The sequence below is a fragment of the Mycoplasma struthionis genome (genome assembly GCF_003855455.1).
In the GTDB taxonomy this organism is placed as follows: domain Bacteria; phylum Bacillota_I; class Bacilli_A; order Mycoplasmatales; family Metamycoplasmataceae; genus Metamycoplasma; species Metamycoplasma struthionis.
In genome coordinates this window covers 516,603-541,988 of record NZ_CP034044.1, presented here as the reverse complement: position 1 = coordinate 541,988, position 25,386 = coordinate 516,603, and the positions used below count along the sequence as shown (strand labels likewise).

Below are 25,386 nucleotides of genomic sequence, written 5' to 3'. Positions count from 1 at the left end.
AATGTATTTCGATTATAAAAATCTATTTAAAAGAATTGCAATTTATTTATTAATATTTTTTATAGTTTTATCAATAACTTATTTTGCAATCAATGTTTTAATAGAACCACAAGTCAAAAAAAATTTGGCCGTTAGTGAAAATATTGAAAAAAATCTTTTTATAAGATATTTAAATTATTTAAGAGATTTAATAACTTTTAAAAGACAGAAAATATTTTCAAATGAATTAAAAAATACTAATCTATCAATATCGATTTTATTTTTTAGTCAATTTAAATGAACATTTTTATTTACAATTTTAATTTTCTTTTTAAGTTTAATTATAGGAAATCTATTAGGCATATTTAGTGCATATAAATATAATAAAACAGCTGATTTTATTATTAATATTATTATTGGATTTATAGCTGTTATTCCTTTAATAATCATTGCAGTTTTAGCTTTAGGATTTTCTGAAACTTTTGGTTATCCTTCTCAGTTTTTAATTAATAATTCTTTAACCTTTGCATCTTTATTAGTTCCAATAACTTTTACTTCTTTTGGAACAATATCTTTAATACATGCAAGAGCTAGAAAAGTTGTTAAAGAAATCTTAAACTCTGAATATTATTTATTTGCTCTTTCTTTAGGACAAGATAAAAAAAGATTATTTTTAAAGCAAGTTTTAAAAAATCTAATTATTTCAGAGCTTCAAGTATTAATTCCTTATTATTTATTATTGTTTTCAATTTCATTAGTTGTTGAAAGAATTTTTTCAATACCTGGACAAAGTATATTTATTGCTTATGCTTTTTCAAAAGCTGAAATAAATTTAATAATGTTTTATTTTTGATTTAGTTTTATAACAATTTTAATATCAAGATTTATTTTTTCAATTGTTTTAGATATTCTAAATCCAGTTCAAAAAGTAAATAAATCTTTATTTTTTATTAAAAGAAAGGGTGTAAAACATGCCTAAAAATTTATACTCTTTTGTAAAAAAACAAAAACAATTACAAGATTATGTAATTCATCAAAAAGAAAGCAAATTATTTTGAAAAAGATTTTTTAGAAAAAAAAGTAATATTGCAATTTTTAGTTTGTTTTTAATAACTTTATTTACTTTAATTTTTGCTTTATTATTTATAAAAAATTCTCCTGTTATATCAATAAATTCTGATAGTATTTATGTAAATAATTTACCTCCATATTTTGCTCCGATTGTTACAAAAAATTTTGTTAGAGGACAAGAATTAGATTTTATTAGAAATATTGCAACTTTAGAAGAAAAAAGAGCTTTTGAAGCAAATCAAAACCCTGTTTTTAAAATTTTATACGATTCTGCATTTGAAACAGGTGGACCTTTAACAGTTCACACAGATATAGTAATACTGCAATATAATGCATATGATCTATTAAAAGCAATAAATTTAAATTCAATTTCTTTAAATAATAATATTAACTTTAGCAATATTTATTTAGGTACAAATTCAAATGGAATTGATTTATATTCAAGAACATTAAGCTCTATATTTGTATCAATATTAATTGTTTTAGTTGCTGTTTTCATAAATATTTTCACAGGTTTTATTTTAGCTTCTATTTATGTTTTTAATAAAAACAAATGATATGCAAAAATAATAGATCAAGTTGCAACTATTTTAAATAGTATTCCAGAAATTATTTGAATATTTCTTTTATGCATATTTTTAAGTAGTAATTGATATGGAATAATCATTTCTTTTTCTTTAATATCTTGAATTTCTTATTATGAAATTTCAAAAAATGAACTTTTAAGCTTACAAAATTCTGATTTTATATTAGCTTATAAAGCAATAGGTTTAAATAAAAGCCAAATTATTTTTAAACATATGCTAAAAAGAATTTTTCCAAGTTTATTAGTTTCAGTAGTTGAAAGATTTGCAATTAATATAATAATTATTTCATCACTTGCTTTTTTAAATATGATAAAACAAGATAATGATTTAAATCTAGGAGTTATTTTAAAAGAAAGTATTGATATTGTAACATCAAATCCATTGCCTTTAATAATAATTACAATTTATTTACTAACTTTTTTAATAGAACTAAAATTGTTAAATTTATCATTTTCTGCAACATTATTTCCAAACTTAAAATAAGCAATTTTATTTGCTTATTTTATTTTTTTTTATATAATTTTTATATGCAATTAGAAAAGAGTAATGAAGCAATAACTCCAGTTAGATTATATTTAGAAGCCAAATACAGCCAAGTAACACATGAGTTTTGATTTTTTATTTTAACTATCGTATTACTTTTAATTGGTTCATTAATTTCAATTGGATCATTAGCAGGAATAACAAAAACATTTAGAAAAAACGGAGGGGGATTAATTAGAAGAATATTAAGACTAGTTTTTAGCTTAGTATTCTTAGCACTTGGTCTATTTATAATTTCAGTTGGTGCAATTTATTTAAACCGTTTTATAAAAGATTACAATGCTTACAACGCTTTCAGAGAAAAAGCTGGACAAGCCAAATTGTCAATTAAAGAGTTTACAGTCGAGTATCATGCTATGCAAGAAATAAAATTGAAAGCAATTGATATATCAGGCTTAGCAACTAAAGCTGAAATTATTAAAAATGCACTACCATTTGCTATTGAAAAATTCACCGGGGAATATACACCTATTGTAAATAGTGTAACTGACTTATTTAACAAAATCCCTAAACCAGCAAGAAACTAGAGCTCAATCTCTAGTTTTTTTATAAAAAAAATAATGAAACGTAGTTCATTATTTTAAAAATTAATCAAAATTAATATTCAAACCTATTCTTTAGCAATATTTAATAAAACTTTTTTAATTTCATCCATTACTTTTTTAGCTTTATTTCTATATGTTTCATCAATGATATTATAATCACCTTTCAAATTTCCATCTAAATTTAAAACTCTATATAAATTATTAAAATTACTATCTATTTCAATATGATCATAATTATCAATAATATGTTTTTTTGCTTCTAAATATTCTTGTCTAAATTCTGTTATTTCAGGTTTGATATTTTCAAAAAGTGAATTATGTCATAAACCTAACTCATAAACTAAATTTATAATAGCGTGTGAATGGCTGTGTGAGTTTTTATCTGCTGATAAATTAACTGAATTTATTTTTGAAGGACCAGTTAAAGCATTTTCATTAAATAAATGTGATTTTAAAAATTCTCACATTGCTTCTAAAGCATTTTGACTTTTGGCTAAATTAATATCAAAACCATTTAATCTTTGATCAATAATCTTTAAATTTTCTAAAAATTCATTACTTTCAAAAACCAAATTAGTATCAACTAAAACTGCATCAACATCTTGAAAAATCAATGAATATTTAAACAATTTCAATGCTAAAGCTTTATTTTTTAAATCTTCTTCTTTTTCTGATAGATATTTTTTATAAAAATCTAACAACAAATCTCTGTCTTCTTTTAGACCTTGTTCATTAGCAACTTTAAAAATTTTGTTTCTTAAAATATCTAAATTTCTTTTGATTGAACTAAAAATTCCGCGGTAATTACGATAAGAATTTTTTAAATCATTAAAAATTTTAACAACGTCATTTTCATAAAAATTATTAACTTTTTTTACTTCTTCATTTTTGAAATCAAAGCTTTCAGTTTTTAAATTAGAAGAAACACTTGATCTTAATTTTAAATTATCTTCTTTATCTTCATTATCATGATTAACAGCACATGAATTTAAAAACAAAGGAATAAAAGGAGTAGCTAAAAATAAAAATTTTAATCTTTTTTTCATATTTGCCTCCTTATTTAATTACCTCAAATGGTTCTAAATTAGTATCTGAACCTTTAAAGCCATTTCATAAAACTGTAATTTCTTTAATTAATGGATCTTCTTTATTTATAAAATTAAAATCATTATTATCTTTATAACCCATAAATTTTAGTTTTAGCTTTAATTGACCTATATTTTGATCATCTTTAATTACTTCTAAATCAATTCTTTTAACACCAGATCTTATTTCATTTACTTTATTTTCAAGTTCATAAGCTAATAAATAATTATTTATATAAGCACCTAAAAGTTTAATTTGAAATGAATCACTATTTAAGTTAGAAGCTTCAAAATTTGCTCTGTAATCATTATTTCAATATCCAAAATTATTTTGAAGCTTTTCGAACGCAACTTTTAATAAAATCATAAAAGCTGATTCTTTATTTAAAGAAATAAAATCATCTAATGAAATTCCAGATGGTAAAGGATCATTAGGAACTTTATAACTATAAATATCACTTACTAATAAATCTTGTGGTTTTTTATTTTTTAAAATCATTCCTTTCAATCTATGACCATGATCGTCAAAATTAGAACTTATTAAACTATAATCTTTAAAAGAATTGTCTTTTTTAATTACTCTTACTGTTGCAACTAATAGCTGATTAGTTTTTAAATAATCTGTGTAATGAAAATCAATGATTTTATATTCTTTATCTTCATCTTTTTTATAATCCGGAACATCAATATAGAAAAATTTATCTTTAAAATTTTGAAATAAATACATTAAACCTTTTGTATTTCAAAAATCAATTGAGGTAGCTGATTTAACAAAATAGTTTATATTATCTACAATGTTTAAAATATTTCCACCATTTATATACAATAGCGGGTTAGGAATATAATCATTAAATAAAGGTAATTTTTCTTTTAAACCTTCTAAACCAACTCCAAATTTTTGAGCTGTTTTATAAGTTCTAAATCCATTTATATAAAAAGTTTTTTCTTTATTTTCATTTGAAAGAATAGATTGATTATCTCAATTTTTTATGTCTTTAAATTTGAAAGCAACATAATCAGAAGCTCCTGAAAATGAATGAAGAATTTTTAAATTATCTCAATCAATTTCAACTGATTTTATATCAACATTAAATTTATTTAAATATAAAGCCAATAAACTTTCAAAAATTTTTCTTTGTTCAATATGATCTTTAGAAATTCAAGACTCAGCTTGAATAAACTGAGGTTGAAAAATATTATTGTATAAAACTTTTTTATTATCTTTATTAACCATGAATCTATCATTCATTAAAGAATAATTTGATGCAATATCACTAAAAATTCTAAATATAATTGTTTGAATATCAGCAAAATATGGATCACCAACTCTTGTAAAATCATGCTTAAATTTTTCATTTAAGACGCTAAATCATTCATCATTAAAACCGTTTGCTGAATCAACTTCATCAAAAGTATAAGAATTAAAAAAGTCATTTACATCAGCTTTTTTTAATCCGTCTAGTATATTAACATTATTAAATTCACTAATTGATTGAACTCATTGACTTCTAATAGGAAAATCTATTTTATATTCATATTCTCTATTTGGGGCTATCAAAATTAATTTATTATTTTTTATTTTAGCTTCGTCATAATATTGCTTTTTATTATTTGAATCATAGTAATTAAATATCTTTTGATAATTGTGTAATGATGCTATTTGATTTAAACTTAAACGATTCAAATATCTTCTTGAAATTTTATTAATATCAATAAAACTTTTTTGTTGATTTATTTGTTGACAAGATACTAAAAAAGATCCTGCTATTGCAGAAGTTGACAAAGAAAATAAAAGTTTTAAAACATTCTTTTTTTCCATAATTATTTAAAATTTTACCATTTTTTTTAAAGCATAAGTTAAAAAATAATGTATAATTTCATAATATATTTGTCTTAAAAGATTGAAGAAAAGGAATAATTATGTTTGTTAGTGAAAGTGAAAATTTGACTTTTTACCCTGCTTTAGCAATTAATGTATTGATATATATTTGTATATTGTTAGGTGGACCTTTAATTTTATTATTCATTCTATCTTTATTCAAATTTAAAATCACTAAAAAATCAAACATTTATTTATATGCTTTTTCAACAGGTATGTTTTTAATGATTGGAGCTGTAGGTTTTTTACAAGAATCCTATAGAATCTCAAGTTACTTTTTACATCAGATTAGAGTTGCTGAAAAAGAAATTCCTGGTTGAACTGCATTGATAATTGGTTTAGGGGCATTTATTGGACTTTCAATTGTTATAATAGGTCGTTATATATTTGTTAAAAGCAAAAAAAATCACTTTCATGCAAATCATGAAGAACACTCACACTCAGATCACTTAATTTCTTTTAAAGATATAGATAACCCTAAAGCTGGATGACTTGCAATAATAATGATTATGAGTCATAGAATTATTGATGGTTTATTTTTAGGATACAGTGTTTATTCATTATTAACATCTTACACTGACTATACAGTAAGTATTCCTTTAATCATTACTTTCAACATTCACATATTATTAGAAGTAGTTATTATTTATTATCGTCAACTTCAATATGGTGAAAAAAAATGAAAGGCTATTTTATATAACTTTTTAACATTTCTATTAATAATTCCATTTTTATTAATAGGAGCTTTTACCGGAAAACTAATTGATAAATTTGGCTTTGTATTGCCTTCATTAATGGCAGCTGGAGGAGCAATAATTGTCTTTATGGCTGTTTTTGAATTAATACCAGAATTTATCCACGTTATAAATCAAAATGCTAAAGTTCTTTATTCAACATTCGCTTTATTTGCTTTTGCAATATTGTTTACAATAGTTTTATTATCATTCCACAGTCACGGGTTTTAATATGAAAAAAAAGTTTTTAGCACTTTTTGGTTTAATTTCTTTTAGCCCCTTTTTAGTAGTGGCTTGCCAAAAAAATGATTTTATAAAAGATAAAAGAACTTTTGTATTTAAAAATAATTTTGCTAATGATTGAGGATCATTAGGCTTTTTATTACCTAATTATTTATCAGAAAACATAAATAAAATAAATCTAGCAACATCAGCAAAATTATTTAGAATTGAATCTAACAACCAACCTGAAATAGATTTTAGAGATAATATTATTTTAAAACCAACTGAATTAAATTACAGCTTTGAAAATGCATCAAGTATTTCAGTAATAAAAGATAATAATTTAATCGCTTATGATAATGATGAAATTAATTTAGTAGATTATGACACTCAAAGCAGTAATAATCCAGAGATTTTTAGCCCTAAAAAAGATAAAGGAAATGGATTTAATAATCCTTATATTTTTATTCCTTCATCAAATGAAAAATCCATTAATAATAAAAGTTTTTTTAATGATTTAAAATCTTCTAAAGGTTTTAGTGTTTCATTAAGTGAAAATGAAAATTTTTGAATTGATAATAACTTTAATAAAAAAAGAATGCTAAAAATAAATGATTTTAGATTAGGAATTTTTAGAAATCTTTTAAAATCACCAAGATTTAGAAAAGATTTCAATATAGATATTAAAACAACCAATAATGCTTTACTTTTTGATGATGATAGTTTATATTTTCTATTAAAACAAAATGAAATAGATATTAATAAACTTTTAGATTTTAATTCAGATACTTTAGATATAAAAACTTTAAATAATAAAACTCTTGATTTAGAAAATTTATTCTTACGTTTGTTTATTCAAACTAATTTTTCAGATGCTTTGGCTAACAATATTGAACTAAAAAATAAATCATTAATAAATATAGCAAATGAGTTAATTAAATTAGATCAAAACCAACTAAATTGATTTGCTTCTTATTATGTAATTAAACAAAATAAACCTGAATTAATTTCACTACAAAAAAATCCTTTTTATAAATATAAAGATACATTTAATGATTTAGAAAAAATTGATTTTCAATATTCAACTATTCCTTTACCAAATGAAGCTTTTGCAAATCAAATTTTTTATGCTTTTAAACAAAACATTATAAGCGAGTTAGCTTTTAATAAACTAAGTTTGATTGAAAAAGAACAAATTTTAAATGATTATGAAAAATATAATATAAGTTATGAAAGAGAAGTTAATAGAACTTTTTTAAATAATAAAATCATTTTAAATTTATTGCCCGATTTTGAAAATGGTTTTTTTAATGAAAACTTTGCTATTTTATATTACGGACTTAAATATAAAAGTGATAATCAATTAGATTGAAACAACTTATATAATAAAAAGGCTTTAGCATTTCAAAGTTTATTTAATAATGTAGCAAATTTAGCTTTTTTAAACGAAGATAAAGCTCTTTGATTATCCCAAGCACCAAAAGATATTTATTTAAAAAATAATCAAAACAGATTAAATTACAATACCTTAAAAGACGCTTATGAAAACGTTTTTAAAAAGAATTATTTAACAATTGAAAATAATGAAATTAGTATAAAAACAAAACATAATAAAAAAATAGAAGCAAGCTTAAAGGAAAATTTAAAAGCTGCTGATTTTGAGGATATTAAAAATAATTTAAATGCTTTAATAAATGATTTTTATAATCAAAGCAATTCAAAAGATGATATAAAAGTAACAATTCCTGTTTTTCTTTTTGAAGCAACTAATCAACAAATTCAAAAATTAGATATTATAAAAAATCTATTTTTAGAAATAAACCCTAAATTAAAAGTTGATTTTAAAATAGTTAAAAATTATGAAGAATTTAATTTATATTTTAAACAAAACAAAAGCATTTATAAATTTAATGATTTTTCATTAAATAGTCCAGACACTTTTGATTTTATAAAAAATGAAATTCTTTTAGAAAATTCAAATATTTTTACACTAATTTCATTAAAACAAAATGATGAGAATTTTCAAAGAATTTTCCCATCTTTAATAGCCTTAATTAAATCATTGCAATTAGAAATCCCAAATGAGCAAAAAAATGAACCGAAAAGTTATAAAAATTATCTTTTTTCAAATAAATTTGAATTAGAAAATAAAATATTAACATATTTAAAAAACTCTTCAGTTGAAAAACAATTATCTTTAATAAAAGAAATTAATCAACTGATTTCGCAAATTTATAGCTTTGATAACTTTATAAATTTAAATTCTTTTGATAAAGTAGTTTATCAAAATCATTTTATTAAGCCAATAAGTTATGATGGCTTGTACTATTTGCAAGATATAAAAATAAAATAAATAGGAGTAATTATGAAATTATCTAAATCAATGCTAATAAAATCTTCAGTTTTAGTTTCAGTATTAGTAACTCCTTTAGTGGCTATTTCTTGTAATTTTAATGCACAGCAAAAATCACCAAATGAAAATAAAAGTTTAATAGGAAGAGGAAGCTTATCTAAAGGTTCAGGAATATTACTAACTCCTTCTCAACTTGATCAAATAAAAAAACAATTTTCATTTTCATTAACTGAATCTGGTGCAGAAATGCCTATGAAAGAAATTAATAAAGTTGTAACTAAATTAATTAATCAATACGGTTCTAATGAAAAAAACTCAGTTTATTCAATGACTAGAAATAAAGAATTTAAAAAGTATTTTTCTTTAGCTTTACCAGAAATTAAAAAATCAGTTCATCTCATAATCTTGATCTAGGAATTAAAGTTGACAGTGATAAAAAAATCCCAGTTATTTTTTATAGAGTGGTTTGTTTAGATAGACCTGGTTTTCCAACTGAAGCAGAAGGAGAGGTATTATTAGATGTCTCTTAAAAGAAAATTTAAATATCTAGCAATTGCACCAGCCTTAATGGTCCCAGCTATTTTGGTAGTAAGTTGTCATAATAAAAATACTAAAGCAGTTTCTTTAAATGCAAATCATTTTATAAATAATCAAAATTTAGTTTCATGTCCTTGCCACAGTTATCAATTTGCTGCAGGTTCAAAAGATAATTTATATTTATCAAACACTCAAATTCAGAACTTTCAAAAACAAGGTTATTTTGGTTTAAAAAATAACCAAAATTATGATTTTATGAAACTAAGAGATCTAGTTGATAAATTAAATAAAAAATATAATCATGATTTTTTAAAAATTACAAAAGATGATGAATTTAAAGCTTATTTTGATTTACAAATTCCTAATCTAAATTCAGATAGTCATGCAATTGATTATGCATTAGGTTATGATAATGATAAAGTATTTATTCACTATAATATATTATGCCTTGCACGCTATGCAAATGGACAACATTTAGTTGAAGCTCAAGGTTTATGAAATTTAGAGATATAAAAATCGCCAAACTAAGTTGGCGATTTTTATTATTCTGCTTTAGTAAAAAAGTCATCTGTTTCTTCAGTAAAACTTACCATAGGATATTTTTGTTCTATAGCGCTTCATATATATGAAGTATCAACATCTTTATTTCTATCTAAAACAATTCTACTTTGTTGATATGCATTTATTGCATCATATATTGCTTTATAACCTGATGAGTTATTTTTACTTTCTCATTGTTGATATTCTAAAGCAACTAAGTCATCAATAGTTTTTTCATCACTATCAGGGTTATAGCAGTGAGCTATTTCATGAAGCAATGAATAAAATATATGACTTTCAGATTTATACATATCTGATAAAAATATATATCTTTTAGCACCTTTTTTTAGAGTTACTGCTTTTATTGCACTGTCTTCAATAAAAGGTATTGTAATTAAAATAATTCCTTTATTTAATAAACTCTTTTTAAGTGATGCGATTTTTTCTTGAAATGTAAATGACTCATTAGCCATTAAATTCAACACTTTTTTAAATGTTGATTGGAACATTGAAGTTCTAAAAACACTTAAATCTTCACTGTTTATTAAATTAGCAGCTGATAATTCACAGAATCTAATTCAAACTTTACTATTTGGATTTTCATATAATTTTTCATCAGCTAATACTGTTGACTTTAAGTAGTTATCGTATATTGCAAAATCCGTTACACCATAAAACCTCTTTAACATCATATAGCGAATATAAAGAGGAGATTGATCATAAATGGTGATCTTAGCAGCTAATGCAAGTTCTGGATGTTTAATTAAAAAATTAATTCCATACTTTGATAAAACTTGTGCAACTTCAGGATGAGTTTCTGCATATTTTATGTTGCTATATAATTGATAAACTTCAGATAATGTTCCTGTTTCTAAGTGAAATGCATATTCCATTCCTTCTATTATAGAAACACTTATATCTAAAATCTCATCATTCATAATCGAATTAATGTGTTTTATACTTAAACCTAAACGCATTGCGAGCTCTTTTTGAGTCATTGAGAATTTTTTTAGATAATACTCAATTTCTTCTATAAAATTTGTACCGTGCGTCACAATGTGCTTCATATCGCAAATATGTTGTTCAATCATGTTTACGCTCCTATTTTTTTTATATATATACATATAATTATAACTTTTATGTTAAAAAAATTATTAGAAAAGTGAACTTTTTTAACATTTATTATATCTTTTTTTTCCATAAAAGTTGTTTATTAAAAAAAAGAGGTCGCCCTCTTTTTTTCTATTTAACTATTTAAATAAAAGATTTATTACTTCATCTTATTTATTTTTTAAATGGTCAATAGTATATTTTGGATTTGAAAAAATATCATCTTTTTCAGAATTTTGTTTTTCTGAATAATAGCCGTAGCTACTTTCTTTTGAAAAACTTTCTGAATTAGTTTTTATATTTTCAGATCTAGTTTCATCGGTGAAATTACTTTTAGATTCTTCTAGTGTTTGTAAACTAGGATCTGCTAAATCAGTTGCAATAACTGAAATATACAAATCACCTAAAGCTTCACTACTTTCATTTTCGTTTGTAGAAACACCTAAAATAATATTAATATCATTGCCAACATTTGCTTCTAAAGTCTTAATAGCTATATCGAATTCTTGTAATGTTACTTGTGCTGAAGCAAAAATTGTAACTAGAGCATTCTTTGCACCATTAATTTTTGATTGTAGAATTGGAGATGAAATTGCATTTATCATTGCTTTTTCAGCTCTTTTTTCTCCGTTTGCTTTGCCAATTCCAACAACAGCTTCACCTTTATTTTGTAAAATAGTTTTTAAATCTGCAAAATCTACATTTATTTGACAAGGTTTTGCTATAACGTCTACTAAAGTTCTTATAACTTGTTGTAGAACTTTGTTTGATTTTTCAAAAGCAGCTTTATGAGCTAAATTACCAAAGACATTTAATAATTTTTGGTTTGAAATTACTATATATGAATCAACATATTTTCTTAGTGTTTCAATTCCTTCTTCGGCAACTCTTTGTCTCATTTTGCCTTCCATATTAAATGGAGTTGTAACTACTGCAACTACTAAAGCTCCTGCTTTTTTTGCTTCTTCTGCAAACACAGGAGATGCTCCAGTTCCAGTACCTCCACCCATACCAGCTGTTATTACAACTAAATCTGTATCTTTTACTAAATTTGCAATTTCTTCACGGCTTTTATTGGCTTGATTATAACCAACTTCTGGTTTAGCACCAGCTCCGATTCCTTGCTTTCCACCTATATTTAAAGTTTTATGTTCTTCAAATGAGGCTAAGGCTTGTTTATCGGTATTAACAAAAATCATTTCTACATTGTCAACATTTAAGTTAGCCATTGATTTTAAACTGTTATTACCACAACCACCTATTCCAAATATTTTAATTTTTGCAACTGAAACTAATTCTGACATTTATTCTCTCCTTAATTAATTAAATTATAATCATTTTTAAATGTATAAGTATCAATAATAAATAATTCATTTGTTAAAGAAAGTTCGCTACTGCTTTCTTGAACAGAAGTTAATAAATGATTTAGACCTAAAAATTCTTCGCTAATTAAATTTTTTGAGTCATTTATAGTAATTTCTTTAGCTACTGAAAAACCACTATATTTTTTTAAATCATTAAATAAAAAGTTAAATTCTTTATTAAAGCCTAAATTTAAATTTGATAAATTAAGGTTAAATTCTTTTAAAAACTTATATAAGTCATCTGATAATTTTTCAAAAAAGTTTGTTAAATAATTTTTGTTTTGAATATTTTTAGCTAGCAACACTAAAACATTTTCATAATTGTTTATATTTAGTTTAAATTCTTTAGTTTTAATAATATCTGTATTTTTTATAAGAGAGAATTTTAGGGTATTATTTTCTAAGTTAATTAAAAGATTTAAAAACTTGCTTTCATTTTTAAATGCATTTAAAGCATTTATTGAATCAAAATCTAAGATTTTAGCTATTTTTAGATTTTGAGATTCAAAAATGTTTTTTAAACTAATATAATCTTTTTTATTTAAATACTCAACTGTAGCTATTTTTTCATTTTCTTTGCTATGAGAAAAATCAATATTAGTTACAATTAAATCTCTTTTTGAATAATCATTTTGAATAAGCTTAGTTAAGTTTTTATAATTTAAATTATTTTCAGATTTTTTATATTCTTTAAAAATTGGGAAATCACCATTTTTTTGGCTAAGTAAAACAATTTCTGAAATTTGACCTTCTATAATTGTTTCAATATTAGATTTGGTTTTTTTAATGAAAGTTTGAAAGTCGTGCTTTGAAAAAAACTGATATTCTTTTTTATCTATATATATAGGAAAAACATTACCATTGAATTTTTCAACAGCTTCTACTTCGTAAAAATTATTTTTCAGTTTATACAAGACAATAACAGTTTTTTTCATTTTTTCCTTTTTTTAATTTAATTTAGTAATTATTCTTAGTTTTGCGCTTCGAGAATGTTTATTTTCTAAACATTCTTTTTCACTAGGAAAGACAATTTTTTGCTTTCATTTTTTATTTACTTGAATTGGCAATTTGTATAAAACAGGATCTACATAATTAAGGTCTTGAAAATGTTTTTTTACAATTGCATCTTCTTTACTATGAAATGTAATAATTGCAGCTTTTGCATTTACATTCATAATTGAATCTAAATTTTTTAAAAAATCTTTTAAAGCATTTAGTTCATCATTTACATAAATTCTTAAAGCTTGAAAAACGGCTTTTGAAGGATTTTTTTCACGTACAACTTTAGCTGGCAAACAAGCTTTTAAAATTTCATTTAACTCAAATGAAGTATTAATTGGTCGATTTTTAACAATTGCTTTAGCAATTTGCACCGCAAATTTTACATCAGCGTTCTTTATTAAAATCTCTGATATTAATTTTTCATCATAGTTATTTAAAATCTCATTAGCATTTAGAGTTTGATCTAAATCCATACGCATATCTAATGAAGTATTTTGTGAGTAGCTAAATCCTCTTTTAGCATCATCTAATTGAGGACTACTTACTCCTAAATCAGCTAATATTCCATCTACTTTATATATATTGCGTTTATTTAGTTCTTCTTTAAAGAATCTAAAATCACTTTTTATTAAAGTAAAATTAGAACTTATTTTATTTAGCTTTTCTTTACTTTCATTAATCGCTTCTATATCTTTGTCAAAGCAAAATAAATGACCGTTTTTTAATCTTTTTAAAATTTCTTGGCTATGTCCAGCTCTGCCTAAAGTTAAATCAACATAAATTCCATCAGGTTTTATTTCTAAAGCATCTAAAACTTCATTTAATAAAACAGGAATGTGCTTTTCTATAATTTAACTCCTTGGTCTAAAAGTTTTTGAGCTAGAGCATCGATATTTTCTTCGTTTTCAAAGAAGCTTTCACAATTGTCATATTCTTCTTTTGCAAAAACCTCACAGGTATTTCCTACACCCACGAAAACAACTTCTTTTTTGATAGCGACTTTGTCAGTTAAATGTTTAGATAAAACTACACGACCTAATTTATCTGGTTCTAATAGTTCTGTATTACCGAAAATATATCTTGTTAAATTTCTAAAATCTTTATTTAAAGCATTGTTTTCTTCTAAACGTGCTTTAAATTTTTCAAACTCACTTGGAGTTCTTAAAACTAAAGATTTATCGAAACCTGCAGTAATGTAAAACTCATGTCCCAATTCACTTAGAATTTTCGCTGGAATTACAATTCTGTTTTTAGAATCTATTTGGCGGTAATATTTTCCATACATTTCCACTTTCCTCCACTATCACCTATATTCTAACAATAAAAACCAGGTTTTTTTAAAAAAAAGTAAAAATTTTTTATTTTTCTATCGATTTTTTTAAAATTTGTTAAATATAATAATAAATATAAATAAAAAAAGCTAGTTTAGCTCAGTTGGCAGAGCAACTGATTCGTAATCAGTGGGTCGGGGGTTCGATCCCTCTAACTAGCACCATATGAAATTTCAAAAAAGCACCTTTTTTATTAAAAGGCGCATTTTTTTAAAAAATTTTTGGAAATTTTAGGTATTATTATTTTGTACTGGTTAAAACAGACTTTAATAAATTTGATTAAACGCGAAAAAAAATAAAAAATTTTTACAAAAGTCAGTTTTTTTCATGTATAATAATATCGTAATCTTTAAAACGTGCCGATGTGCCGACTTAGCTCAGCGGTAGAGCAGCTGGCTGTTAACCAGTTGGTCGTTGGTTCAATCCCAATAGTCGGCGCCATTATGGCCCTATGGTGAAGTGGTTAACACATATGGTTTTCATCCATACATGCGTGGGTTCGAGTCCCGCTAGGGTCACCATTGGAGAATTAGCTCAGTTGGGAGAGCATCGCCCTTACAAGGCGAGGGTCGTGGGTTCGAGCCCCTCATTCTCCACCATTTGTCAAAGCACCAAACAAGCCTAGCTTGTTTTTTTTATTTTCATTTTATTTTATATAATATTAATAAGGTAGTTTTTAGTGAGGTAAAAGTAAAAAAAAGTTTATTTTTTAATGGTCTAGTAGTTTCTGGTTTAGTAGTTGCAGCCGGTGTTGGAGCTTACTTTGCTTATAAAGAAATTAAAAAAAGAGATTTAGAAATTGAAAAACTAAAAAATGAAAATGAAAAATTAAAAAGATCAATTTCAAATATTAAACCAGCAAATTCAGGTTCTGAAAACACTAATATAAATAATGGTTCAGAAACTAATAATAATAATAATAATAACGGTAGTGGCAATCAAAATGATGCAAACGTAACTACTGAAAGCTCAAATTCAAATTTTACAAATACAACTCCAGTAAGTTTTTCTGAAAACGATAAATATATAAAACCCAAAAATCATTTAAGAATCGGTCACTGAAATATAGAAAATTTTGGAAAATCTAATGGAAAAGCAGAAAATGAATATAAAGTACAAAAATTGGCTGAAGTTATATATAAAACAAAATTTGACATTATTGGTTTAACAGAAGTTAATTTTAGAAATTTAGATAGAGTTAAATTAATAGTAGATGCTTTAAATACTTATTCAAATTCAGCAGTTTATGGATATATAGGACAAAATAATGTATCTTCAGATATTTCAACAACTTCTTCAGCAGAAGATATTGCAATAGTTTATAGAAAAGATATAGCAACTCCTATTGCTTTTAAAGATGGTTCAGTTGGAGCTTCTTTTAAAGGACATATTCCCAATGGAATAAGTGAAACTGAATATGTAAGACCTCCTTATGGTGCTTTATTTAAAATAAAAGACTTTCAAAGTCCAGTAGTTACATTTTTTGCTCATTTTGATAGTCCAGGTGCTAAAAATGGTGGAAGTTTTAATGATAGTTCAGTTAGAAGCTTTGATAATTTGCCTATTGCTTCAGGTCAAGGAAGACAAGAAGTTTCTGAAGCATTTGGTTTGCCAAAAGCTTTTGAATTCTTTAAAGAAAAAGCAGGCAATGAAGCTGCTATATTATTTGGTGGGGACACTAATATTAAAAAAGGAAATCATGATATTTTTACAAAAATAGCTAAAGAAAATGATTTTGAAAATTACTATAAAGTAGCTGAAGATAAATACAAAAGTTCATTAGGGAATTCAAGAAATTATTCAGAACCTTATGACAAAATTTTATTTAAAGAAAATAATGAATATAATTTCTTAAATGCAACTGAAGCTAAAAGTTTTGAAACATTTAAAAATGTACCATTTGTAGTAGATACAGTTAATGGATTTGACAATAAATTATTTAATAAAGAAGAGTCAATTAAATTATGAAAGAAAAGTAATCCTAATAAAGCAAGTGATTCAATAACTAATTTAGTATTAGCAAAATCTATATCAGATCATGCCCCTGTTTTTGTTGATATTATTAAAAAATAAATTTTTTATTAAAGATGATCAATTTTTAAACTTAAAAAATCCTATAAAATGCAAAAATATTTGCATTTTATTTTTTTGCTATTAAAATTTACTAATGATACACTTTTTTTGTGTAGAATTTAGTAAATTTATAAAGGGAGGTTGGATGGAAAACATTATCGAAGTCAAAGAATTACGCAAATCATATGGTAATTTTGAGGCTGTTAAAGGTATAAGTTTTACTGTTAAAAAAGGTTCATTATTTGCCTTTTTAGGAACAAACGGTGCCGGAAAATCAACTACTATTGATATTTTATGTACACTTAATAAATTTAATAGTGGTGAAGTTAAAATTTCAGGCATAGATTTAAAAACTAATGTTTTTGAAATTAAAAATAAAATTGGTGTTGTATTCCAAGACAGTTTGCTAGATAAAAATTTAACAATATATGACAATTTATTAATAAGAGCTGGTTTTTATTATAAAAATAAAAAAGATATAAAAGCTGCCTTAGATAGAGTTATTGAAAATGTTTCAATAAAAGACATTTTAAAGAAAAAATATGGTTCTTTATCAGGTGGTCAAAGAAGAAAAGTTGATATTGCAAGAGCTTTAATAAATAATCCAGAAATCTTATTTTTAGATGAACCAACAACTGGATTAGATCCACAAAATAGAAAACATATTTGAGAAATTATTAAAAACTTACAAAGTCAAAATAATATGACAATCTTTTTAACAACTCATTATATGGAAGAAGCTGAAAAAGTTGATGATGTTGTAATAATTGATCATGGGCAAATTATAGCTACAGGTACACCTTTTGAATTAAGAAAAAAATACAGTTCTGAACACATTAAAATTAAATATCCAAAAGAATTTGAAGAAAATTTAAAAATATATTTTGATCAACATAAATTAGAATATGAAATTAAAGCTGATTATTTTGATGTGAATATTAATTCAACAAAAGATTCATTAACACTTTTAAAACCAATAGAAAACTATATTGATAGTTTTGAAGTGCTTTATGGAACAATGGATGATGTATTTTTAAATATTACAGGAAGGATGATTGAATAATGGCTACTTTATTAAAAAGAAATTTAAAAGTTTATTTTAAAAACATTAGCAATATTTTCTTTTCTTTAATTGGTGTTTTAGTTATCTTTGTACTGTTTGTTTTATTTATTGGAAATAGAATAACATCAGAAGTTGGAAAATATAAACCAGAAGGTGTTTCTTTAGATGGAGCTATGGCTTATTGAATGGTAGCAGGTATGTTAGCATCTTCAGCTATTACAACTTCTTTAGGTGCATATTCAATAATGGTTGCTGATAAAGAAAATAAATTATTAAAAGATATTTATGTTTCACCTGTTAAAAAGAGTGCGATGGTTGCATGTTACATGATAACAGGTATGATAGTAAGTTTAATTATTGCAATTATTACATTAATTTTTGGTGAAATTTATGCTTTAGCAAAAGGTGGAAAAGCTGTTTCAGCAATACCTGCATTAAAAGTTTTAGGAGTTATTTTACTTTCTTCATTTGCTTCTAATGCCTTAATGTGTTTTATAGTTTCATTTATTAAATCAAACAGTATTTTTACAATAATTAGTATTATTATTGGAACATTAATTGGTTTTTTAGTTGGAGCTTATGTAAACATTGGAGTTTTACCAAGCGCAGTTCAATGAATAATTAAATTATTCCCTAATGCTCATGCAGCTGCTTTATTTAGACAATTTTTAATGGAAGATAGCATTAAAAGTATACGTGATAGCTATGATGGAAATATAAACTTTTCAGAAGCTATTAAAAACATTAATGAAAATACAGCTTATGCTGCTGATTCAATTAAAAGCTTACAAGGTTATTTAGATAAATTAATTGAATATTCAAAAACTGTTGATATTGCTGATGCTACTAGAACTGATTTTATTACTAAACTTTCAGAATACAAAGGTCAATTAGCAAATCCAGCTATTTATATTGAAACATTTAGAAATGAAATTATTAATTATTTAACTGAACAAAAAGCAATTTTTACTAAAGTTGAAATGGATGTTTGAATCAATTCATTTAATATTCAATTAGGCAATGTTTATGAATATAATAAAACACAAGCACCTATTTATGCACATGTTTTAGTTTTAGTATTTACAGGTGTAATTTTCTATGGATTATCAATTTTTAGTTTATCAAGAAAACCTAAAAAAATGTAGTTTAAAAAAGTGAAACTAATTTATGTTTCACTTTTTATTTATTTCTAGTTTTATTTGTTCTAATTCACTATCTAAAAAAATATTATCATTAATAAATATCTCTAAATAACTTGGATTTAATAAAATACATTTAAAAATTTCTGATTTAGTTAAATATGAAACTGGAATAAAAATAAAATTATTAATATCAGTTTCTAAAATATCTGCTAATTCATCATCAACTAAAGATCTAATTTCTAAATAATATTTTTTTAAATCTTTTAAATTTTCAGGCATTTTATTTGCAAGTTCATAAACTAAATCATAAGATATATGTTTTTTATCTATTAAATCTAATGAAGTAATTTTATTTTTAATTCATTTATTTAAATACTTATTTTTAAAAAATTTCATATAAAAATTTTAATCTATTTATTTTTTAAATAATTGTTTTTTAAAAACAAAAAAAATTGAACTTTTTGTTTTTTTGTTAGCAAAAAAGCACCTTTTTACAATTTTTTTACCTTTTTTTTTTTATAAACCTATATAATTATTTATAAATAAATAAAAAGTAAAGAAAAAAAATGAAATTAAATAAAAAATTATTATTGATAGCATCAGCAGCACCAGTTGCTCTTTCTATGGTTGCTATTTCATGTGCTAAAAAATCTAGAGTTTTTGAATTATTAGACAAATTAGAAAAAAAAGGAATTCCAACCGACGCAATTTTAAATGGTAAAAATAGAAAACAATTAGAAAAAGAATTAAAAAACAACAAAGAAGCTGAAAAACAACTAATAGCCGCATTAGAAAGTGCTTTAAAAACTGCTGAAGAATTAGAAAAATTAGGAAGAGGAACTTCTAGATAATAAATTGGCTCATGCCAATTTTTATTTTTTTTAAAAAATCTAAAAAAAATAGTATATAATAATATACGTAATTAATAAGCCGTTTTAGCTCAGTTGGCAGAGCAACTGACTTGTAATCAGTAGGTCGTAGGTTCAAGTCCTATAAACGGCACCATATGCGCGAGTGGTGAAATTGGCAGACACGTTAGTTTTAGGCACTAATGCTTTTGGCGTGAGGGTTCAAGTCCCTCCTCGCGTACCATATCACGTAATTGTGAAAGCTCTTGTTGGGCTTTTTTATTTGACTTTTTTATACAAAGGAAAAGAATATGTTTTATAGTTTAAATAAACCAAGAGGAATTTCGAGTTTTAAAGCAATAAAAGATTTTGCTAAAGAAAATAATATAAAAAAAATAGGCCATGCAGGAACTTTAGATCCTTTAGCCGAAGGCCTTTTAATTGTAGCTACTGATGATGACACTAAATTATTAGATTTCATTTTAGGTCAAGATAAAGAATATTATGTTAAAGCAACTTTACATAAAAGTTCAGCCAGTTATGATGAAGGTGAAGAAGTTAAAGATCTAAATTATTTTAAAAAAATAACAAAATCTGAACTTAAAAAAGTTTTAAAAGAAATTAAAAAACAAACTCTTCAAATTCCACCCATTTTTTCAGCTAAAAAAATTAATGGGCAAAGAGCATACGATTTAGCAAGACAAAATAAAAAAGTTGAATTAAAAGCTAACGAAATTAAAATTTATTCAATAAAATTAATTTCTTTTGATTATCAAAACCAAAGTTTTATTTTTAAAACAAAAGTATCAAAAGGAACTTATATTAGATCAATGGTTCATGATATAGGAATACTATTAAAAACAGATGCAGTAACTAATATTTTAAAAAGAATTTCTATTAGCTCAATAAAACTAAATGAAAAGGTTAATTTTAATAAAATTAAAGTAAAAAATGGTCTTTTTAATGTATCATTATATAGGTTAAAAAAAGATGAATTACTTTCTCTTATTAAAGGAGGCAGTATAAATAAAAAACTGGCTTCAGACTTTAATAATAAGATGATCTTTAAATATAATAAAAAAATAGTAGGTTACGGCGTTTTTGAAAATGGAAAGCTTCTTAAAAGAAGATTATTTATTTCGCGCTTAAATTCACTTGTATAGGAGTTGAAATATGCAAAACAATAAATATAAAATGATTGTTTTTGACATTGATGGTACATTATTACCTTTCGGTGTCGATGAATTAACACCAAGAATGAAAGAAATGTTTGTTAACCTTAAAGAAAAAGGTTACATAAACGTTTTATGTTCAGGAAGAGATATATTTACAGTTGGAAAAATGATTAAAAATCCTTATGTAGATTATTTCGTTGGCGCAAATGGTACATTTATTTTAGATTTAAAAACAAATGAATATATTTTTGAAAAAACAATTAAAAATGAAGACTTTTTAGAATTTAGAAAATATGCAGAAGAAAACAATTTAGCTTTCTCATTTGTTGGAAATAAATGAGGATATTATAATGAACTATTTGATATAGATCATTGATTCTATCGTCCATTTAAAGATAAATTTATTTCAGAAAAAGAATTTTTAGAAAAAAATGATAAGAACTACTTAATTACAGTTAGCTCAAAAACACCACAAAAATTAGGTGATGATTTAGCAAAATTCTTTAAAGAAAAGAAATTAGATATGTGAGTTTTAGCTGTTTGAGCTGGTGGTGTATTTTTATCAGCAAATGGTATTACAAAAGCAAAAGGTTTAAAAATTTTAGGTGATTTATTAGAAGTTAGTCTAGATGAAATGGTAGCTTTTGGTGATGCTGAAAATGATATTGAAATGCTTGAAGAAGTTGGTCTAGGAATTGCTATGGGTAATGGAGAAGATGAAACAAAAGAAGCAGCAAATGAAATTTGTTTACCTGTTACAGAAGATGGACCATATTTCAAATTAAAAGAAAAAGGATTTTATTAATAAAAAGCCAAATAATGGCTTTTTTTATATAAAATTAATATAAAAGAAGGTGCGAATGTTTATATCAAGCTCAAGTAATGAAAAAATAAAACAATATAAAAAGCTAAAGGATTCAAAATATCGAACACAATTTAAACAATTTATTATTGAAGGCTATCACATGGTTGAAGAAGCTAAAAAAATTTCTAATTTAATAATAGAAATTTTTGAAGCTTCAGAAAACCCAGTATATTATGAATCAATTAAAACAACAAATGCAATAATAAAAGAATTAGCTAACACAATAACACCTCAAAAAATTGTAGCAATATGTGATCAAAATGTTTTTTGAGATTATCAAGCTAAAATAAATTTAAAAACTAAAAATAATTTTTCATTAGCTTTAGATTCATTACAAGATCCTGGTAATATAGGAACGATAATAAGATTAGCAAATGCTTTTAATATAAAAGAATTAATTATAAACAACGTCGATATATTCAATGATAAAATTTTGCGTTCTTCTCAAGGTGCTATATTTAAAACTAAAATTACTTTAGTCAATAATTTATATGAATTTTTAGAAACTAAAAAACAAAATAATTATTTAATTTATACGACTGAACTTAATAAAAACGCAATTGAATTAAATACTTTTAAATTTAATAAAAAAGAAAATTCAATAATTGTAATGGGCAATGAAGGCAATGGCATTAGTAAAAAAATTAGTTCTTTAGCTAATAAAAAACTTTATATAAAAATTTTCTTTGAAAGTTTAAATGTTGCTTGTGCAACTGCAATAGTATTAAATCATGCAATAAATAATGAAAGTGAATAAAATGAAAGTATATAATTGAGATTCAAAAAGTTCATTATATTTAAAAAAAGAAGAAGAGCTAGTTATTTGTTTAGGTTCATTTGAAACATTGCATTTAGGTCATTATCAACTTTTTAAAAAGGCTGATGAATTTATATTAAATAATCCTGGATATAAAAAAGCCATAATAATTTTTAAAAATCCAATCAAAAATGGCCAAATTATTTCAAAAAAAGCATTTCAAGCTAAAACAAAATTATATACATTAGAAAAACTGAACTTCGATTATGTTTTTTTTATAGAAACTTCACAACAAACAATCAATTTACATTATGAAGATTTTATTAAAGCATTAAAAATTAATAATGTAAAAACTGTAATATGTGGCTTAGATTATCATTTTGGTTTTAGAAGAGAAGGCAATATAAATCATTTAGAAAAAAACTTTAATGTTATTAAAGTTGATTTATTTAAAAATAAAAATATAAAAGTTTCTTCAAGTATTTTAAATACTTTAATTTCAGAAGGACATATTAAAGATTTAAATAAACTTCTAATTGATAAATATTCTTTTATAAGTTATTTAGATAAATTGAATTTTAAATACCCAGAAAATTTAATTAAATTAAAAAGTGGGCTTTATATAGTAAATGCTGTAATTAAAGACATCGAATATCACGGGCTTTGCCATATAGATTTAAATAATGAAGAAGATAAAAATGTTTTATATTTATTAGACTTAGATAGAATAGCATTGCCTAATGAAGAAGTATTTATCGAATTTTTAGAAGAAATAAGACTAATAACTGACGAAAAATATAATAATATTGATAATTTAGATATAGAAAAAGCTAAAAAATATTTTTTAGCTAATCTAGATATTTAAAAAAATAAAGATGTTAATTTAATTTTTTTATAAATTAAATTAACATTTTTTTTAAATTTAAGTAATTTAATATATATTATTAAATTAAAAATGATAAAATATTACATTACATAAATAAAGATGCCTAATTAAAGGAGTATATATGAAAATTAAAAAACACCTTTTATTATTAACACCTACGATTTTATTAGCACCAACTTTAGTTTTATCTTGCGAAAATAACGCTAAAAATTTCTTACCTAAATTGATTGATAGTAATAAAATCAATTTAAATAATGAAAATAAAACTAGTGAAGAAAAAATAAATAAAGACTCTAATAAATTAGCTGAAAAAGATAATAAAGAAGTTCCTAAAGAAACTACAAATACAGATAAAAATGTTAATGATTCAAAAGAAGTTGAGAATAAAAATCCTGAAATTAATTCAGAAACTACAATTCCTCAACCTGCAGGCAATAGAAAATCAACATCAAATAATTCTATTTCAAATCAACCTGAACAATTATATGATGCTAGTTTTAAAATTAATGATAAAGGTGTATATACAAATCCGGCATTGTTTAAAGTTGAACCATCAGAAGCAGAAGTGCCCGGCTTTGATTATGGAGACGCTCCTTTAATTAAAAAGAAAACTAAAAATCTAACAGAAGATGATTTAGTAGATATGTTTGATTTTATTATTGGAAGTCAATTATCTAAAAATTTTAATTTTGGGAAAAGAGAAATTTCGCCCGATTTAATGGCAAGTGCTTACACAAAATGAATTACTAAAAATTGAATTAAATTTCCATACTTTTCATTAGCACACACAACTATTTATTTTATTTTAAATGAAGATAAAACAGCTGTAAAAACAATATGAAGCCCAAAATATGCTTCTTCTTGATGAACTTTTAATAGCTGACAAGAATCATACGTTAACTTTGTAAGTGGTGCTTTGAGCAAAATCAAAGAAGGTATGACTGATTATGAAAAAGCTTATGCAATATGATTGTATGTATCAGAGTTTTTTAAATATGATTCAAATAAACTTCTTTCAGCTCTTGACAGAGACATCTTTGAACAAAGAGCCGTTTGTGCTGTTTATGCGGCCATTTATGGATATCTTTTAAATCTTGTTGGTATTGAAGCATTAGTCAACTTAACAGGTACTTCTATAAATTCAGAAACACACGAAGTAGTTTATGTAAAACTTCAACTTCCTGGCCAAGAAAAAGCTAAATGATATTTGAGTGATGCAACTTGAGCATTTTCACTTGGAAATAAAGGCGAACTCGCAAATGATTTATCAACAATAGATTTTAATGGCCAAATTAATTTCTCCGAATTTCTTTCTCCAATTGGAAAAGACCCTGATAATTGAATAGTAGAAACACAATTTGGATATAGTCAATTTTGAAAATTGCCTTGAAAAGAATTTAGAACAGATAATTGATATTATGGAGATGCAAAATCAAACCCAGATAATAAAAATTTTATTTTCGGATATGTTATTAACAAAGAAAAATGATTAACTAAAAGAAGTAGATACGAATATTACAAAAAAGACTGATATACTTTAATTCAAAATCCAGATAATAGTGGCAAAAAGCTTTATAAAAGACCGTTTTATTCAAGTAGTGAAGAAGTTATCTCGCTACACGATGTAGACTTGAACGATCTCCTCAAAAAAATAAAGAATTAATATCTGGAATTGAGGGATTTTCAGGCCAGCCA

At 24.0% G+C, this 25,386-nt stretch carries 24 protein-coding genes and 6 tRNA genes; 22 read left to right on the top strand and 8 right to left on the bottom strand.

The annotated features are described in order from the left end of the window. Position 1 precedes the first annotated feature (1 nt). The 3 genes from EGN60_RS02370 to EGN60_RS02360 are packed head-to-tail and all read left to right on the top strand — an operon-like array spanning position 2 to position 2,707. Positions 2-958: an ABC transporter permease subunit gene (locus EGN60_RS02370; protein ID WP_124724483.1), complete on the top strand. Its 957-nt coding sequence runs from the start codon at positions 2-4 to the stop codon at positions 956-958. After that, positions 951-2,120: an ABC transporter permease gene (locus EGN60_RS02365; RefSeq protein ID WP_124724482.1), complete on the top strand. Its 1,170-nt coding sequence runs from the start codon at positions 951-953 to the stop codon at positions 2,118-2,120. The genes EGN60_RS02370 and EGN60_RS02365 overlap by 8 nt, the downstream gene beginning before the upstream one ends. Before the next feature lie 44 nt (positions 2,121-2,164). Then, complete coding sequence (locus tag EGN60_RS02360; RefSeq protein WP_124724481.1) at positions 2,165-2,707, top strand: hypothetical protein; 543 nt, start codon at positions 2,165-2,167, stop codon at positions 2,705-2,707. 83 nt (positions 2,708-2,790) lie between these two features. On the opposite strand, the gene EGN60_RS02355 is transcribed toward EGN60_RS02360, so the two are convergent. Together EGN60_RS02355 and EGN60_RS02350 are read right to left on the bottom strand one after the other, a co-directional pair. Then, positions 2,791-3,771, bottom strand: coding sequence for an HxHSH motif-containing lipoprotein (locus tag EGN60_RS02355; RefSeq protein ID WP_124724480.1), 981 nt, complete (start codon positions 3,769-3,771; stop codon positions 2,791-2,793). A gap of 10 nt (positions 3,772-3,781) precedes the next feature. Further along, positions 3,782-5,629, bottom strand: a complete 1,848-nt coding sequence (locus EGN60_RS02350) for an MAG3240 family lipoprotein (protein ID WP_245979638.1) — start codon at positions 5,627-5,629, stop codon at positions 3,782-3,784. 101 nt (positions 5,630-5,730) lie between these two features. On the opposite strand from EGN60_RS02350, the gene EGN60_RS02345 reads away from it, so the two are divergent. From EGN60_RS02345 to EGN60_RS02330, 4 genes are all read left to right on the top strand, one after another. Continuing rightward, the gene (locus tag EGN60_RS02345) at positions 5,731-6,654 is read left to right on the top strand and encodes a ZIP family metal transporter (protein WP_124724478.1); all 924 of its coding nucleotides are present in this window, start codon (positions 5,731-5,733) and stop codon (positions 6,652-6,654) included. A gap of 1 nt (position 6,655) precedes the next feature. Further along, positions 6,656-8,998: an OppA family ABC transporter substrate-binding lipoprotein gene (locus tag EGN60_RS02340; protein WP_124724477.1), complete on the top strand. Its 2,343-nt coding sequence runs from the start codon at positions 6,656-6,658 to the stop codon at positions 8,996-8,998. A 12-nt stretch (positions 8,999-9,010) separates the two neighbouring features. Next, the gene (locus tag EGN60_RS02335) at positions 9,011-9,412 is read left to right on the top strand and encodes a hypothetical protein (RefSeq protein WP_124724476.1); all 402 of its coding nucleotides are present in this window, start codon (positions 9,011-9,013) and stop codon (positions 9,410-9,412) included. Positions 9,413-9,517: 105 nt separating this feature from the next. Continuing rightward, complete coding sequence (locus EGN60_RS02330; protein WP_124724475.1) at positions 9,518-10,048, top strand: hypothetical protein; 531 nt, start codon at positions 9,518-9,520, stop codon at positions 10,046-10,048. A gap of 29 nt (positions 10,049-10,077) precedes the next feature. Here the strand turns inward: EGN60_RS02330 and EGN60_RS02325 are convergent, their stop codons facing one another. From EGN60_RS02325 to EGN60_RS02305, 5 genes are all read right to left on the bottom strand, one after another. Beyond that, positions 10,078-11,166 (bottom strand): XRE family transcriptional regulator, encoded by a 1,089-nt coding sequence (locus EGN60_RS02325; protein WP_124724474.1) that lies wholly within the window; start codon positions 11,164-11,166, stop codon positions 10,078-10,080. A gap of 189 nt (positions 11,167-11,355) precedes the next feature. Then, positions 11,356-12,489 carry a cell division protein FtsZ gene (gene ftsZ / locus EGN60_RS02320; protein WP_124724473.1) on the bottom strand — a complete coding sequence of 378 codons (1,134 nt, stop codon included), beginning with the start codon at positions 12,487-12,489 and terminating at the stop codon, positions 11,356-11,358. A gap of 11 nt (positions 12,490-12,500) precedes the next feature. Further along, entirely contained in the window at positions 12,501-13,484 is a 984-nt protein-coding gene (locus tag EGN60_RS02315) for a hypothetical protein (RefSeq protein WP_124724472.1), read from the bottom strand. Between the two features lie 12 nt (positions 13,485-13,496). Then, positions 13,497-14,387 (bottom strand): 16S rRNA (cytosine(1402)-N(4))-methyltransferase RsmH, encoded by an 891-nt coding sequence (gene rsmH / locus EGN60_RS02310; protein WP_334198917.1) that lies wholly within the window; start codon positions 14,385-14,387, stop codon positions 13,497-13,499. 8 nt (positions 14,388-14,395) lie between these two features. Further along, the gene (locus EGN60_RS02305) at positions 14,396-14,836 is read right to left on the bottom strand and encodes a division/cell wall cluster transcriptional repressor MraZ (RefSeq protein WP_124724470.1); all 441 of its coding nucleotides are present in this window, start codon (positions 14,834-14,836) and stop codon (positions 14,396-14,398) included. Positions 14,837-14,970: 134 nt separating this feature from the next. Here EGN60_RS02305 and EGN60_RS02300 point away from each other — a divergent pair. From EGN60_RS02300 to EGN60_RS02270, 7 genes are all read left to right on the top strand, one after another. Then, positions 14,971-15,046, top strand: a tRNA-Thr gene (locus EGN60_RS02300). Positions 15,047-15,248: 202 nt separating this feature from the next. Next, positions 15,249-15,323: transfer RNA gene (locus EGN60_RS02295), tRNA-Asn, on the top strand. 4 nt (positions 15,324-15,327) lie between these two features. Continuing rightward, positions 15,328-15,403 (top strand) — tRNA-Glu (locus EGN60_RS02290). Positions 15,404-15,405: 2 nt separating this feature from the next. Further along, positions 15,406-15,481, top strand: a tRNA-Val gene (locus EGN60_RS02285). Position 15,482: 1 nt separating this feature from the next. Then, positions 15,483-16,955, top strand: coding sequence for an MnuA family membrane nuclease (locus EGN60_RS02280; protein WP_124724469.1), 1,473 nt, complete (start codon positions 15,483-15,485; stop codon positions 16,953-16,955). Between the two features lie 145 nt (positions 16,956-17,100). Then, a complete protein-coding gene (locus tag EGN60_RS02275; protein WP_124724468.1) occupies positions 17,101-18,018 on the top strand; it encodes an ABC transporter ATP-binding protein in 918 nt (305 codons plus the stop codon). Continuing rightward, positions 18,018-19,163 carry an ABC transporter permease gene (locus EGN60_RS02270; protein ID WP_124724467.1) on the top strand — a complete coding sequence of 382 codons (1,146 nt, stop codon included), beginning with the start codon at positions 18,018-18,020 and terminating at the stop codon, positions 19,161-19,163. The genes EGN60_RS02275 and EGN60_RS02270 overlap by 1 nt, the downstream gene beginning before the upstream one ends. 15 nt (positions 19,164-19,178) lie before the next feature. Here EGN60_RS02270 and EGN60_RS02265 read toward each other — a convergent pair whose 3' ends face one another. Continuing rightward, positions 19,179-19,556 carry a hypothetical protein gene (locus tag EGN60_RS02265; protein ID WP_124724466.1) on the bottom strand — a complete coding sequence of 126 codons (378 nt, stop codon included), beginning with the start codon at positions 19,554-19,556 and terminating at the stop codon, positions 19,179-19,181. Positions 19,557-19,726: 170 nt separating this feature from the next. Between EGN60_RS02265 and EGN60_RS02260 the strand changes: the two genes are divergently transcribed. From EGN60_RS02260 to EGN60_RS02225, 8 genes are all read left to right on the top strand, one after another. Then, positions 19,727-20,011 (top strand): hypothetical protein, encoded by a 285-nt coding sequence (locus tag EGN60_RS02260; RefSeq protein WP_124724465.1) that lies wholly within the window; start codon positions 19,727-19,729, stop codon positions 20,009-20,011. A gap of 78 nt (positions 20,012-20,089) precedes the next feature. Then, positions 20,090-20,165 (top strand) — tRNA-Thr (locus tag EGN60_RS02255). A gap of 3 nt (positions 20,166-20,168) precedes the next feature. Next, positions 20,169-20,252 (top strand) — tRNA-Leu (locus EGN60_RS02250). A 67-nt stretch (positions 20,253-20,319) separates the two neighbouring features. Beyond that, positions 20,320-21,171, top strand: coding sequence for a tRNA pseudouridine(55) synthase TruB (gene truB / locus EGN60_RS02245; RefSeq protein WP_124724464.1), 852 nt, complete (start codon positions 20,320-20,322; stop codon positions 21,169-21,171). Positions 21,172-21,181: 10 nt separating this feature from the next. Then, positions 21,182-21,988 carry a YcsE-related riboflavin metabolism phosphatase gene (locus EGN60_RS02240; protein ID WP_124724463.1) on the top strand — a complete coding sequence of 269 codons (807 nt, stop codon included), beginning with the start codon at positions 21,182-21,184 and terminating at the stop codon, positions 21,986-21,988. 55 nt (positions 21,989-22,043) lie between these two features. Then, entirely contained in the window at positions 22,044-22,805 is a 762-nt protein-coding gene (locus tag EGN60_RS02235) for a TrmH family RNA methyltransferase (RefSeq protein ID WP_124724462.1), read from the top strand. Then, complete coding sequence (locus EGN60_RS02230) at positions 22,792-23,670, top strand: FAD synthase (protein WP_245979636.1); 879 nt, start codon at positions 22,792-22,794, stop codon at positions 23,668-23,670. Before EGN60_RS02235 ends, EGN60_RS02230 begins: the two co-directional genes overlap by 14 nt. Positions 23,671-23,812: 142 nt before the next feature. Then, positions 23,813-25,354, top strand: a complete 1,542-nt coding sequence (locus EGN60_RS02225) for a transglutaminase-like domain-containing protein (RefSeq protein ID WP_124724461.1) — start codon at positions 23,813-23,815, stop codon at positions 25,352-25,354. The last annotated feature ends 32 nt before the right edge of the window (positions 25,355-25,386 follow it).